This window comes from Denitrobaculum tricleocarpae (assembly GCF_007004665.1).
GTDB lineage: Bacteria > Pseudomonadota > Alphaproteobacteria > Kiloniellales > Kiloniellaceae > Denitrobaculum > Denitrobaculum tricleocarpae.
Genome location: NZ_ML660055.1, coordinates 308,226 through 320,830 on the forward strand (window position 1 = coordinate 308,226; position 12,605 = coordinate 320,830).

The window sequence follows — 12,605 nt, forward strand, 5'->3', positions numbered from 1 at the left end:
GCCTGCCCGGAACCATACCAGCCCGGAATACTGCGCCAAAACCGCAAATCACAGCTCAACACTACCCACAGCATGACGCCGTGACACGGCGTGGCAGGATTTTTCAAAACATATTCGCCAGAGGGGGCGTTCTTGCGCGCGATTGATTCGATCAGCATCTTCCTGGGAACTGTCGCAGCCTGGTTTTTCGTCGCGACCGGCTTGATGCTGACCTACGAAGTCGTAGCCCGTTACGCCCTGAACGCGCCCACGATCTGGGCCGCGGAGATCTCGCAGATCCTGATGATAGCGGGCGTCTTCATGGCCCTGGGCGTGACCCTGCACAGGCGTCAGCACATCATGATCGAGGCGCTCTATTCCCGCTTCAGTCCCTTCGGCAAAAAGCTGGCCGATACGGTTAGCCTGCTGTTCATCGGCGTCTTCGCCGCGGCCGTCTGTTACTGGGGTTTCGGTATCGCGCTCGACTCCTACCTGAAAGGACGCTCGAGCGGCACCATGCTCAACATCCCCAACTGGTGGAGCGAGGCTCTGGTGCCGCTCGGCCTCGGGCTGCTCTTTCTGCAGTGTCTTGCGGAACTGCTGCGGGTCTGGACCGGGTCGGGCTGGCGCAAACCGGGCGGTCATGAAGGCCATATCGGCGAGGACGGCGCGTGACCACAATCCTGATCCTGGTCGCCCTCTTCTCTCTCCTGCTCGCAGGTGTGCCCGTCGCCTTTGTGCTGGGCGGGCTGGGTTTTATTCTACTGGCAATCGGCGGTTTCTCGCCCCTGATGGTGCCCCAGTCCCTGCTGGGCGGGCTGGATAATTTCATCCTGCTTTCCGTGCCATTGTTTTTGCTGATGTCGAACGTCCTGCTGAAAGGCGGGGTCGGGCGGGATCTCTTTGCCGCCGTGCAAGCCTGGGTCGGCCACTGGCCGGGTGGATTGGCCGTGGCCACGGTCATTTCCTGCGGACTCTTCGCGGCGATTTCGGGGAGTTCGGTGGCAACGGCGGCCACCATCGCGACCGTCGCAATCCCGGAGATGGAGTCCCGGGGCTATCCCAGAAAGTTCGTGCTGGGCCTGCTGGCGGCGGGTGGCACGCTGGGCATTCTGATTCCGCCTTCGATTCCCCTGATCGTCTTCGGCTTCATCACCGAAGAATCCGTCATCAAGCTCTTCCTGGCGGGCATCGGTCCAGGCCTGATCCTGGTCGGCCTTTTTATCCTCTTCTCCATGGCCTATGCGGTCTTTTCCGCTGACTATCAGAAGTCGGAAAAAGCTTCCTGGGCGACCCGCATGGCCGCGAGCAAGCGCGCCCTGCCCTCCGTGGCGCTCGCGACGCTGATCGTCTGGGGAATCTACTGGGGGATCTTCACGCCGACCGAAGCAGCGGCCGTCGGTTTCGCCTTCGCCCTGATTATCACCGCTTTTGTCTTGCGCTCGTTGAGTTGGGAAGGCTTCAAGGCCGCCGTGATCGACAGCATGGTGACCAGCGTCACGATCCTGATGATCGTCGCGGGGGCAAAAATCTTCGGGAAGGCGATCACGCTCTACCGGATACCGCAGGACATCTCCCTTTTTATCGCCGGCAACTTCAACGAAGCCTGGCTTTTCATTCTGGCGGTTTCGATCCTGCTGGTCATCATGGGCTTCTTCCTGGAAGCCCTCTCCATGATGCTGATCATGGTTCCGGTTCTCGCGCCCTCGCTCATGGCACTCGGCATTGATCCCATCTGGTTCGGAATCTTTTTCGTCATCCTGATCGAGGTGGCCCTGATCACACCGCCCGTCGGTCTCAACCTCTACGTGATCCAGGCCGTCGGAAAGGCCAAGATCGGCGAGGTCGCCAGCGGCGTCTGGCCGTTCCTGCTGCTCATGCTTCTGACGGTTTTGCTCTGTTATCTTTTCCCGGATCTGGTGCTCTATATTCCCTTCAAATTGTAGCGCGCGCGGCGGAGTGAAACCGATCGCAGCTGATGTAGCGGAATTTCCGCTCTCTTCTCGACTAACAGGTTGCAATTAAAGAGCAATTGCCCGACAAATAACGCCGGAGCGTGTGCCAGAATACAAGGGTCGGGGGCTGATGAGCGGATCGAACGTTTTGTATGAGTTGCGGCCGGCCCCGGAACGGGGGTTCCCGGAGTCGGAATTCGAGGCGAGACTGCAAGCCGCTCAGAGACTGATGTCCGTGCAACGCATGAGCGCGCTTCTGCTTTCTACCGAACCAGAAGTCCGTTATTTCTCCGGCTTTCTCACGCAGTTCTGGCAAAGTCCGACCCGGCCATGGTTTCTGGTGATCCCCGCTAAGGGCAAACCCATCGCTGTTGTCCCGGCCATTGGCGCGGACGTGATGGCACGGACCTGGGTCGAGGATATCCGTACCTGGTCCTCCCCCCGGCCGGAGGACGACGGCATCACGCTGTTGACCACGGCGCTGCGCGACTCTGCCGGTGCGACCGGACGGATCGGCGTGCCGATGGGTCCGGAGACGCATCTGCGCATGCCACTCGGCGATTTCGACAAGATCCGGAAGACCCTGCATGGAAATGACTTTGTCGATGCAACAGGCATTCTGCGCAGCCTGCGCATGGTCAAGTCGGACATTGAGGTCGAGAAAATCCAACACATCTGTGGGGTGGTCTCCAGCGCCTTCGAGGCCCTGCCCGAACTCCTGTCCGATGATCAAACCGAGATCGAGGCCTTTCGGACCTTCAAGACCGAGATTCTGCGCCGGGGCGGCGATGACGTGCCCTATCTTGTCGGCGGGGCCGGTCAGGGCGGATACGAGGATATCATCTCGCCACCCACGAACCGCCGCCTTCAACAGGGCGATCTGCTGATGCTCGACACCGGTGCGGTGTTTGATGGCTACTTTTGTGATTTCGACCGGAATTTCTGGTTTGGCAAAGCCTCCGATCAGGTCCGGCGCGCCTATGACACGGTCTATGCGGCAACCCAGGCAGGCTTTCGCGCGGCCAGGCCAGGCGCGACCACCAGTGACCTTTTCCAAGCCATGTGGCGCGCCCTGGAGGACGGCGGCGCCCTCGGTAACGACGTCGGGCGGCTGGGACACGGCCTGGGCATGCAGTTGACCGAATGGCCCTCCAATACGGCGACCGACGGCACCCTGCTGGTCCCCAACATGGTGCTGACCCTCGAGCCCGGCATGACCTTCGCGCCCGGCAAGCAGATGGTCCATGAGGAAAACATCGTTATCCGTGATGGTGGCGCCGAGTGGCTGACCCGGCGCGCGCCGGCGGAATTGCCCGAGATATAGCAGGCGCGTGATCACGTCAGGACGTGATACCCTGCGCGCATCACCAGTCGGCCCTTTAATATGCGGAAAGTTTCGGGAGATGACAGCATTGGAAGCCGCAGCGGCGCCGGACTTGCCGCTGACGTTCGAAACCGATGCCGGGATCGGGTACCGCGCCAAACTGGGCCTGATTGTCCTGGAAACCGACCAGACCATTGAGCCGGAACTGCGCGACTTGCTTGGCCTGGAGGGCGTGGCCCTCTATCACAGCCGCATCCCGAGCGATCGCGAGGTGACACCTGAAACCCTGGCGCGCATGGAAGCGAATCTGCCTGCCGCCTCCCGGCTTTTACCTGCTGCTGCGGCACTCGACGTGGTGGGCTACGGCTGTACGTCGGGCACGACCATCATCGGCGAAGAAAAAGTCGCGCAAGCGGTCCGCGCGGGCCTCGAAGCAAACGGCGGCAAAAGAGCCGGCGGCACGGCGGTCACCAATCCCCTCACCGCCGTCAAAGCCGCCTTGCGTGCCCTTGAGGCTGTCAGGATCGGCTTTATCACACCCTATTTGCCGGACGTAACGGACGCCATGCGCCGCCACCTCGAACAGCAGGGCATCGTCATTATGCAGATGGCCTCCTTTAATCAGAGCGAGGAGGAGGTCGTCGCCCGCATCACGCCCGCTTCAATCCGCGACGCCATTCTCTCGGTCGGGCGCGGAGAAGACTGCGATGCCGTGTTTGTTTCCTGCACGAACCTGCGCGTCCTGCCGGTCATCGCGGAGGCCGAGGCCGAGTTGGGCAAAGCCGTAATCTCGAGCAATCTGGCCCTCGCCTGGCACATGCTACGGCTGGCCGGTATCGCCGACAGCCCTCCCGGGCGCGGGCGGCTGTTTGAAACCACGATGACCCGCTAAATCAGCAGAGCCCGCAGCGCCACGAGAACGAGCATACCCGCAGCCACACTCATCATCAGAGACGCCCTGAGCGCCATCAGGCCCGCCACCAGGATAGCCAATGCCTCGGAACTGCCGTTGGTGAAAACGTAAGGGGCGACCAGCGCCGTCAGAACCGCGGTCGGCACGGATGCCAGGGCGGCCTTTGCCCGGTAATGAATCTCACCAAACCTCGATAAGACCAGATGACCGCCGATACGGGTAAGATAAGTGACGGCGGCGCAGGCAAGGATGATCAGCACTGTCTCATGCATTGAGCTTCTCCCCCTCCGGCAGGTCCTCTTTTTCCGGCCGCGCCAAAACCGCAGCGACCAGCAGACCGGCAAGTCCGCCCAGCGTGATGTGCCAGGGTGTTCCGAGGGTGAAGTATGCGATCAAGGAGACGCCGGCGCTGACCACGAGGACCGGCAGAAAGCTGGGACGCTTATGAAAGCCGACCACGAGACCGGTGAAGTAAATCGGCAGAATGAAATCAACGCCGTAGCGTTCCACATTCTCAATCAGCGACCCAAAAAGGCCGCCGAGGCTGGCAGTGGCAATCCAGGTGACATAGACGCAGGCCGCATAGGCGAAGTAGTAGGCCGGGCGCAACCCGCTGCGCGCAGCGCGCGCTTCCGAAGCCGCATACTGCGGATCGACCAGAAGGAAAAAGGCCGCCGCCCTCTGCGGGCCGGAAAAGCGCGCCATGCTCCGGCCAATGGCCGCCGAGTACAAGACATGCCGGAAGTTGATGGCGAAGACCGAGAGCACGACAGACCAGGCCGGAACATTCTGACCCAGGAGTTCGACCATGACGTATTGGCTGGCGACCGCATAGATCGTCAGACAGGCCAGCAGCATCTCATGAAAGCTTAGTCCCTGCTCGATTGCGACCGCGCCGAACACTGCCGAGAAGGGGGCCACGGCCAGCAGGACCGGCGCAGCGTCCTTTACACCATCGCGAATATCGGCCGAACGATTGACCACAGACATGAATCTCTATCCAAACGAACAACGTTCTTTATAATGAACACATGAAGGTTCGTTCGTCAAACCGAACGATGTTTGTTTTAAAGAACAAACTCTCTCAACAGGATGTGGACATGACACCGGGTGCCTTGATCGCCAGAGCAATCCAGAAAGAACGTCAACGGGCGGACCTGAGCCTGTCGGCTCTGGCTTCCAGGGCCGGCCTCGCGAAATCCACTCTGTCTCAACTGGAGGCCGGCCAGGGAAACCCCAGTGTCGAGACGCTTTGGTCGATCGCGTCAGCCCTGGACATTCCCTTCAGCTTTTTATTCGAGACGGCTGAGCCCGAGTTGACCCTCATCCGGGCGCAAGAAGGCCTGAGCCTTTCATCAGAGCTTTCGGAATTCTCAGCGACCCTTCTGGCCAATTGCCCGCCTGCCAGCCGGAGAGATCTCTATCGTGTGCACCTGCGCAAAGGATCTGTCCGGCAATCAGAGCCCCATCCGCAGGGAACGCTCGAGCATGCTCTGGTTTCCAGCGGCCGCGTCAGACTGGGTCCGCTGGACGCGACCGAAGACCTCGGGCCCGGCGATTACTTTCGCTATCCCGCCGATATCAGTCACAGCTATCAGTCGCTCTCGGATCACGCTGTGCTTTTGCTGGTCATGGAAAGTCCGCGGTAAAACGGCTCACTGCGGGCCTCCGGCACTGGAATGCAACCGAACGACGCCGTCTTCGGCCAGTGGCCGTTGTCTTTTAGAGGGAAAAGAAGGAAACATGGAGCGGGCGATGAGATTCGAACTCACGACCCTAACCTTGGCAAGGTTATGCTCTACCCCTGAGCTACGCCCGCATCTTCATGTTCGGCGGCGGAGATACCGCCTTTCCGCGGGCAATGCAAGCCCCTCCTCTCTGATTTTTTGATTTTTCTTTAACCCTCACAGAGCGCGGCTTCAGTGGCACCGCGTCGTGCGCCGCACTTAGCCTGCACTTCAGGCTTGCGGGAGGGCCGTTCCGGACGTTATCAGGCTAAGTCTGCTAAGATTTACCGGAAAGATCGCCATGTCCGAAAGCGAACAGGAAACAGCACTGCCCACCAAACCCGAGCAGCTCTTTGATTGCTTCAGGGAACTGGGTATCGAGACCCGCACGATCGAGCATGCCCCGGTCTTTACGGTCGAAGAAGCGAAATCGGTTCGGGACGATCTGCCCGGAGGCCACAGCAAAAACCTTTTTCTGCGTAACAAAAAGGGCCAGATGTGGCTCGTGACCTGCTTCGAAGACCGCAAGATCGATCTCAAGGCGCTTGGCGCGGCCCTGGGCGCCGGAAGAGTCTCCTTCGGTTCACCGGACCGCCTGCGCACGCATCTCGGGGTAGAACCCGGCGCCGTCACGCCCTTTGCGGTCATCAACGACCGCGACAGCAACGTGACCTTCGTTCTGGACCAGGGAATGCTGGAGGCGGACCCGCTTAACTTCCATCCCCTGGTCAACCGCATGACCACCGCAATTGCGCCGCAGGATCTCATTAAGTTCCTCGAAGCGCAGAACCACGCCCCTGCGTTCCTCGACCTCGATGCACTCGAATCGGCGGCGCAGGAGAGCTAACTCAGCCAATGGTCGCAGAAGACCCGGCGCCTTCGCCGGATGCCGCAGAATTGCTTGCTGTAACGGCTTGCTTTCCATCGCAGTAGCCGCCATGTAAATTGCGATTGCACAGAAATATGGCAGTCAGAGACTGTGATATTCGGTTCCAGTGGAGCGCGGTCGCTAGACTGAGGGGGTTATTGCTTCTCTCAAGAAACGACATAGCTCCGGAATCGTAATCGGACTCTATATCGGCTGCGGACAACAGCTCCCGGGCACAGGAAACACCGGGAACCTTGAACGAGAACAGGATTGCAATCTATGGAAACCATCATTGGGACCGACGGCCTGAACGGCGGCACAGCCGATGCCGATGCCATCAAGGACGGATCACAGGAAACCTTCGCGAAGGACGTCATCGAAGCCTCGATGAAGACTCCGGTTATCGTTGATTTCTGGGCACCCTGGTGCGGTCCCTGCAAACAGTTAGGGCCCATGCTCGAGCAAGCCGTACGTGCGTCGCGCGGTGCTGTACGTATGGTTAAAATCAACGTTGACGAGAACCAGGCGATCGCACAGCAGCTGCGGGTTCAGTCCATCCCTGCGGTCTATGCTTTTTTCCAGGGCCAGCCGGTCGACGGTTTTGTCGGCGCGCAGCCCGAAAGCCAGATCAAGGCCTTCGTTGAGCGTCTGGCGCAGGAAGCCGGCGGCAATCAGGGTGACAACCCCATTGAACAGGCTCTGGCGCAGGCTGAGGCCGCTCTGGAAGAAGGTCAGCACGGCCCCGCATCCGCCATCTTCGGCCAAATCCTGCAGCATGAAGCGGACAATGTCAGGGCGCTGGCCGGCTCGATCCGCTGCCGTCTGGGTGCAGATGATGTCGAGGGCGCGCGCGAGTTGCTCGATGCCCTCACGCCTGAGACCGCGAAAGCACCGGAGATCGCATCGGCCGCCGCCGCCGTCGAGCTCGCGGAGCAGTCGATGGACGCTGGCGAAATCACCGAACTGACACGCAAGGTCGAGCAGAACGAAAACGACCATCAGAGCCGCTTCGATCTGGCCCTGGCGCTTCAGGGTGCCGGAAAATCCGAAGCCGCCGCCGACGCGCTGCTGGAGATCGTCCGCCGTGACCGGGAATGGGACGAGCAGGCCGCGCGCAAGCAGCTGGTTAAACTTTTCGACGCCTGGGGCCAGACAGACCCGCTGACCCAGGATGTGCGAAGCCGCCTCTCCTCGATCCTCTTTTCGTAACGCGGGACGTTTCCGTAAAAACGCTTGGGCTTGGGGCAAAGGCTTTTCAAAAGCAGGAATGTGAAGAGGACTTCAGGGCGCACTATGAACGACAAGATGTCAGAGTTTCTGCGTTCGGCCGCCGTCCACTGGGCTAAACCAAGTGGCGCTGCAGGCTGTCTCGAACAAGAGGGCGAACGCCGTGCCGCAAAGGTGGCGGAATGACCCGCTCTCCCTTCGATCCCATATTCGACGATCTGCCCGCAGAGATCCCGGTCTTCCCGCTCTCCGGGGTCCTTTTGCTGCCCGGCGGGCATTTGCCATTGAATATCTTTGAGCCCCGCTATCTCGCGATGATCGACTCGGCGCTGAAAAGCAATCGCATCATCGGGATGGTTCAGCCCTGCGCGGAAGACAGCTCCAACACTCCGTTGCAATGCCCGCCGCCGGATCGGCCGACACTCTATGGTGTGGGGTGCGCCGGTCGCATCAACGCCTTCAGCGAGACCGACGACGGCCGTTATCTGCTCACGCTCGCAGGAGTCATCCGCTTCGAGATCACGTCTGAACTGGATCTGGAAAAGGGTTTCCGGCGGGTCACGGCTGATTACTCCCGGTTCCGGAACGATCTGTCGTCCGGCGCGGCGAACATCGACCGCGACCACCTGCTCGAGACCGTGCGCGGCTACTTCTCATCTCAGGGTATCCGGGGCGACTGGGAAGCCATCGGCCAGACCGAAGACGAGCATCTGGTAACGTCCCTGGCGATGATCTGCCCCTTCGCGGCCTCGGAAAAGCAGTTGCTGCTGGAAGCCGGCACCCTGCAGGAACGCGCAGAAACCATGACCAAGATCATGGAGATGGCAATCCACCAGCCGGGCGCCGACAAATCCAGCAGCGGTTTCTCGACCCACTGAACTTCGCATTTGCGAAGCGCCCGGGCGCGCTATTCGCCCCGCGTCGTCTCGCCCGCGATCAGCGTAATGGGCAGCGTGGTGGTGCGTTCCGTAGCCACCCCATGGATCCGGGCCAGCAGGTTTCGGGCGCCGACCACACCCATTTGGCGCCGGGGTGTTTTGGCAGTGGTGATGGGCACCGGCAACACCGTTGTCAGATCCAGTGCGTTAAAGCCCACGACACCGATGTCCTGGGGAATGCGCAGGCCATGGCGGCCGCAAGCCATCATGCCGCCGAAGGCCATATGGTCGTTCAGAAAAAACACCACGTCCGGGCGTGACTCCTGCAGCAGCTCGTCAATGCCGGCCGCTCCGGCCCCAAAGGCGTGCCGTTCCGGCCGCCCGGCAACACGGATGGGATGTGAGCACGGCCCCTCATCAAAGGCCCGCTTGATCCCGCGCAGGCGCGCATCGGCTCGCCGGTCACGGCCAATCGGTGCCCCGACATAGGCCGGGCTTTGGTATCCTAGAGTGACCGCATATCGGCCGAGTTCGTAACCGGCCGCCTCGTGATCGATCCCGACGCAGATGTCGATGGGATCAGCAGTGACATCCCAGATCTCGAGCGTGGGAATGCCTGCGGATCTTAGTTTCTGGCCGACGTCCGGCAGGTGATCGATCCCGGTCAGGATGACCGCCGCCGGGCGCCAGGTGAGGAGTCTCTCGACCCAGCGCTGCTCGCTCTCAGGACTGTATTCGGTCGTGTCGATGACACTGGCATAGCCCGCCCCTTCGAAGGTGCCGCGCATGCCCGCCAGGATTTCGGCGAAAACATCGTTGGCAAAGGTCGGGAGGGAAATGCCCACGAGATTTGAGTTCTCCACAGCCAGCGAACGGGCGTTGCTGTTGGGAACGTAGTTCAGCTTTTTCGCGATGCGCAGGATCTCCGCCCGCTTTTTTTCGGACACCCCCTCCACACCCCGGATCGCGCGCGAGACCGTCATCATGCTGACCTTCGCCGCTTCCGCCACTTCCCGAATTCCAACGCTGCTGCGCCGCATCTTGTTTTTGCGCCTTTTAACAAAGGTTTGGATTGGAGATTACGTTAACGCTAACGTTATTAACATGAACAGAGTCTTCTTAAAACCAGCGCTCACGTGCACTCTGAAGCGCATAAAAAGGTGGACTCAGCCTTAAATGAGCCGCCACGGGAGGAAAATTTGCCGAAGATCGTATTCGATAAGGTCGAAAAGAGCTTTGGACCGGTCAATGTGCTGCCGCCGATCAATCTGACCCTGGAAGACGGTGAGTTCACCGTACTGGTCGGGCCCTCGGGCTGCGGCAAGTCCACAACCCTGCGCATTCTCGCCGGGCTGGAGACCCTGTCCGGCGGCGAAATCTTTTTCGACGACAAGCCGATCAGCAGGCTGGAACCCAAGGAACGCGATATCGCGATGGTGTTCCAGGACTACGCGCTCTATCCGCATATGAACATCGCCAAGAACATGTCCTTTGCCCTGCGTCTGGCGCGGGTCCCCAAGGCGGAGATCACCGAAAAGGTGCAGCGGGTCGCCGATATGCTCAATATCGGACATCTGCTGGAGCGCAAACCGGCGGAACTCTCGGGCGGCCAACGCCAGCGCGTCGCCATGGGCCGGGCGCTGGTGCGCGACGCCGGCACTTTCCTTTTCGACGAACCGCTCTCGAACCTGGATGCCAAGCTGCGGGCGAAGATGCGCACGGAGCTGGCCGAGATGCGCGACGTTATCGACAAGAACATGGTCTACGTGACCCACGATCAGGTCGAGGCCATGACCCTGGGCGACCGGATCGTGGTGATGAACGAGGGCATCATCCAGCAGCAGGGATCGCCTGAAGAGCTTTTCAAGACCCCGGTCAATCAGTTCGTCGCAGGTTTTATCGGCAGCCCGACCATGAACTTTGTCGAAGGCAAACTGCTGCAGGAATCCGACCAGGTCTGGGTACAGGGCGACGGTTACAAGCTGCCGCTCGACGCCGAGACCTCGGCGCGCCTGCCCGGCACGGCAGCCCGGGACGTCACGCTCGGCATCCGGCCCTCGTCGCTTCTGGTTGATCCGGCCGCAGGCGCGCCGATCGAATTGAAAGTGGTGGTCTCGGAATACCTGGGGGCGCAGTCGGTGCTGGTCACGCACTGCGGGGCGCAGGAGCTGCTGGTGGAAACCCCGAGCGACGGTCCGATCAAGGCCGGCACCGCCCAGACTTTCGGCGTGATCACAAAAGAAATGATGATTTTCGATAAGGCGTCGGGCCTTCGGGTCTGACGCGATAAAAAAACCAAAAAACAGGAAAAACGAGGGAGGTAAAGACGATGCGAGCACTCTTTAATCCGTTAACCGGCGCCGCTGCCGCCTTGGCCGTTTCGGCCAGCCTGGCATGGGCCAATCCTTATGAAGACTACGCGGGCACCACGCTGGTGGTGAACTTCCCCGCGCACCCGCATTACAACGCGGTGATGAAGGTTCTGCCGGAATTCACCAAGGAAACCGGCATCCGGGTCGAGGTCGACCAGCTGCAGTACCTGAAAATGCGCGAGCGCCAGACCCTGGAGCTGACCAAGAACAAGGGCGACTACGACCTCATCGCCTACGTGGTCTTTTCCAAGGCCGACTATGTCTTCGCGGACCAGTTGGAGAACCTCGCGCGTTTCTTCATGAACCCGAAACTGGCCAACCCCCGCTACGACGCGGAAGACCTGATCGACGGCTACGTGCAGAACATCGGCGTGGCCGGCGGCACCAAGGGTTATCTGCCGGGGAAAACCGGATCCCTCTTCGGGATTCCTTTCGGCTCCGAAACGTCGGTCCTGGCCTATCGCAAGGACATCTTCGAAAAGCATGGCCTGAAGACGCCGGAGACCTACGACGAACTGCTCGAGGTCACCTGCCGGATCCCCAAGCTTGAAGACGGCATGGGCGGCATGGCCTCACGCGCGGCCTCCGGTCATCAGGCCAGCCACGCCTTCCTGCTGCATCTGGCGCCCCTGGGCGGACGCGTCTTCGATGACGAGTGGAACCCGATCATCAACAATGACGCCGGTGTCGCGGCGGCCAATGCCTTGAAAACGATTGTCGACTGTGGACCTGAGGGGTCGCAGACCTTCGGTCCCGCCGAAGCGGCGGCCTCCTTCAGCCAGGGCAAGTCGGCCATGTTCATGGATTCCATCGCCTTTGCCGCCGGCTTCGAAGACCCTTCCAAGAGTAAGGTCGCCGGCAAGGTCGGCTACGCCCTGCATCCCGAAGGCGTGCGCCGTGGCTCGCAGACCGGCGGCTTCGGCATTGCGATCCCCCGCAACGCCCAGAACAAGGAAGCCGCTTTCCTGCTGATGCAGTGGCTGACCTCGAAAGAGGGCGATCTGAAAGTGGCCATGGCCGGCGGCAATCCCTCGCGCTTCTCCACCTATCAGAATGCCGAACTCAACGCCAAGTACCCCTACTCGGCCACCTTCGGCGAAGCGCTGAAGTATGCCGATCCGGACTGGCGCCCGATCATCCCGACCTGGGGCAAGATCAACGCCGACATCGGCACGACCATGTCCAAGGTCCTGACCGAGGGTCTGGACCCGCAGGAGGCACTTGACGGTGTCGCGGACCGCGCTCGCGCCATCATGGACGAGGCCGGCTACTACACCTGGAACTGATCTTTCCAAGCTAAGGCCGGGCCAGGGCTTTTGCTCTGGCCCGGCTACCTTGAAACAGAAGCTCGAAGCCGACTTT

At 60.8% G+C, this 12,605-nt stretch carries 13 protein-coding genes and 1 tRNA gene; 10 read left to right on the forward strand and 4 right to left on the reverse strand.

The genetic code is table 11. The features are described 5' to 3' along the window. Positions 1 to 132: 132 nt before the first annotated feature. The 4 genes from FKG95_RS13745 (at position 133) to FKG95_RS13760 (ending at position 4,150) form a co-directional block, all read left to right on the forward strand. The gene (locus FKG95_RS13745; RefSeq protein WP_142896942.1) at positions 133 to 654 is read left to right on the forward strand and encodes a TRAP transporter small permease subunit; all 522 of its coding nucleotides are present in this window, start codon (positions 133 to 135) and stop codon (positions 652 to 654) included. Beyond that, positions 651 to 1,925: a TRAP transporter large permease gene (locus FKG95_RS13750; protein WP_142896943.1), complete on the forward strand. Its 1,275-nt coding sequence runs from the start codon at positions 651 to 653 to the stop codon at positions 1,923 to 1,925. The genes FKG95_RS13745 and FKG95_RS13750 overlap by 4 nt, the downstream gene beginning before the upstream one ends. A 139-nt stretch (positions 1,926 to 2,064) precedes the next feature. Then, complete coding sequence (locus FKG95_RS13755) at positions 2,065 to 3,258, forward strand: M24 family metallopeptidase (RefSeq protein WP_218940191.1); 1,194 nt, start codon at positions 2,065 to 2,067, stop codon at positions 3,256 to 3,258. A gap of 79 nt (positions 3,259 to 3,337) precedes the next feature. Beyond that, positions 3,338 to 4,150 (forward strand): maleate cis-trans isomerase family protein, encoded by an 813-nt coding sequence (locus FKG95_RS13760; protein WP_142896944.1) that lies wholly within the window; start codon positions 3,338 to 3,340, stop codon positions 4,148 to 4,150. On the opposite strand, the gene FKG95_RS13765 is transcribed toward FKG95_RS13760, so the two are convergent. Together FKG95_RS13765 and FKG95_RS13770 are read right to left on the reverse strand one after the other, a co-directional pair. Continuing rightward, positions 4,147 to 4,443 carry an AzlD family protein gene (locus FKG95_RS13765; protein WP_142896945.1) on the reverse strand — a complete coding sequence of 99 codons (297 nt, stop codon included), beginning with the start codon at positions 4,441 to 4,443 and terminating at the stop codon, positions 4,147 to 4,149. The two genes, FKG95_RS13760 and FKG95_RS13765, sit on opposite strands and share 4 nt — an antisense overlap. Next, on the reverse strand, positions 4,436 to 5,161 hold the full coding sequence (locus FKG95_RS13770) for an AzlC family ABC transporter permease (protein ID WP_142896946.1): 726 nt from the start codon (positions 5,159 to 5,161) through the stop codon (positions 4,436 to 4,438). Before FKG95_RS13770 ends, FKG95_RS13765 begins: the two co-directional genes overlap by 8 nt. 110 nt (positions 5,162 to 5,271) lie before the next feature. On the opposite strand from FKG95_RS13770, the gene FKG95_RS13775 reads away from it, so the two are divergent. Continuing rightward, on the forward strand, positions 5,272 to 5,820 hold the full coding sequence (locus FKG95_RS13775) for a helix-turn-helix domain-containing protein (RefSeq protein ID WP_142896947.1): 549 nt from the start codon (positions 5,272 to 5,274) through the stop codon (positions 5,818 to 5,820). A 95-nt stretch (positions 5,821 to 5,915) separates the two neighbouring features. On the opposite strand, the gene FKG95_RS13780 is transcribed toward FKG95_RS13775, so the two are convergent. Then, positions 5,916 to 5,990, reverse strand: a tRNA-Gly gene (locus FKG95_RS13780). A gap of 209 nt (positions 5,991 to 6,199) precedes the next feature. Here FKG95_RS13780 and FKG95_RS13785 point away from each other — a divergent pair. The 3 genes from FKG95_RS13785 to FKG95_RS13795 all read left to right on the forward strand — a co-directional run bounded on the left by FKG95_RS13785 (position 6,200) and on the right by FKG95_RS13795 (position 8,871). Beyond that, positions 6,200 to 6,745, forward strand: a complete 546-nt coding sequence (locus tag FKG95_RS13785) for a prolyl-tRNA synthetase associated domain-containing protein (protein WP_142896948.1) — start codon at positions 6,200 to 6,202, stop codon at positions 6,743 to 6,745. A gap of 300 nt (positions 6,746 to 7,045) precedes the next feature. Further along, complete coding sequence (gene trxA / locus FKG95_RS13790; protein WP_142896949.1) at positions 7,046 to 7,975, forward strand: thioredoxin; 930 nt, start codon at positions 7,046 to 7,048, stop codon at positions 7,973 to 7,975. Between the two features lie 200 nt (positions 7,976 to 8,175). Then, entirely contained in the window at positions 8,176 to 8,871 is a 696-nt protein-coding gene (locus FKG95_RS13795; protein ID WP_142896950.1) for an LON peptidase substrate-binding domain-containing protein, read from the forward strand. A 29-nt stretch (positions 8,872 to 8,900) separates the two neighbouring features. Here FKG95_RS13795 and FKG95_RS13800 read toward each other — a convergent pair whose 3' ends face one another. Next, entirely contained in the window at positions 8,901 to 9,911 is a 1,011-nt protein-coding gene (locus FKG95_RS13800) for a LacI family DNA-binding transcriptional regulator (RefSeq protein ID WP_142896951.1), read from the reverse strand. A gap of 159 nt (positions 9,912 to 10,070) precedes the next feature. Between FKG95_RS13800 and FKG95_RS30340 the strand changes: the two genes are divergently transcribed. Both FKG95_RS30340 and FKG95_RS13810 read left to right on the forward strand, forming a co-directional pair. Then, positions 10,071 to 11,153, forward strand: a complete 1,083-nt coding sequence (locus FKG95_RS30340) for an ABC transporter ATP-binding protein (RefSeq protein ID WP_142896952.1) — start codon at positions 10,071 to 10,073, stop codon at positions 11,151 to 11,153. A 47-nt stretch (positions 11,154 to 11,200) separates the two neighbouring features. Further along, a complete protein-coding gene (locus FKG95_RS13810) occupies positions 11,201 to 12,529 on the forward strand; it encodes an extracellular solute-binding protein (RefSeq protein ID WP_142896953.1) in 1,329 nt (442 codons plus the stop codon). The last annotated feature ends 76 nt before the right edge of the window (positions 12,530 to 12,605 follow it).

Bases quoted from the DNA above. Each gene is read 5' to 3' on its own strand.
- FKG95_RS13755 (WP_218940191.1), top strand. From the start codon at position 2,065: ATGAGCGGATCGAACGTTTTGTATGAGTTGCGGCCGGCCCCGGAACGG.
- FKG95_RS13760 (WP_142896944.1), top strand. From the start codon at position 3,338: ATGACAGCATTGGAAGCCGCAGCGGCGCCGGACTTGCCGCTGACGTTC.
- FKG95_RS13765 (WP_142896945.1), bottom strand. From the start codon at position 4,443: ATGCATGAGACAGTGCTGATCATCCTTGCCTGCGCCGCCGTCACTTAT.
- FKG95_RS13770 (WP_142896946.1), bottom strand. From the start codon at position 5,161: ATGTCTGTGGTCAATCGTTCGGCCGATATTCGCGATGGTGTAAAGGAC.
- FKG95_RS13775 (WP_142896947.1), top strand. From the start codon at position 5,272: ATGACACCGGGTGCCTTGATCGCCAGAGCAATCCAGAAAGAACGTCAA.
- FKG95_RS13785 (WP_142896948.1), top strand. From the start codon at position 6,200: ATGTCCGAAAGCGAACAGGAAACAGCACTGCCCACCAAACCCGAGCAG.
- trxA (WP_142896949.1), top strand. From the start codon at position 7,046: ATGGAAACCATCATTGGGACCGACGGCCTGAACGGCGGCACAGCCGAT.
- FKG95_RS13795 (WP_142896950.1), top strand. From the start codon at position 8,176: ATGACCCGCTCTCCCTTCGATCCCATATTCGACGATCTGCCCGCAGAG.
- FKG95_RS13800 (WP_142896951.1), bottom strand. From the start codon at position 9,911: ATGCGGCGCAGCAGCGTTGGAATTCGGGAAGTGGCGGAAGCGGCGAAG.
- FKG95_RS13810 (WP_142896953.1), top strand. From the start codon at position 11,201: ATGCGAGCACTCTTTAATCCGTTAACCGGCGCCGCTGCCGCCTTGGCC.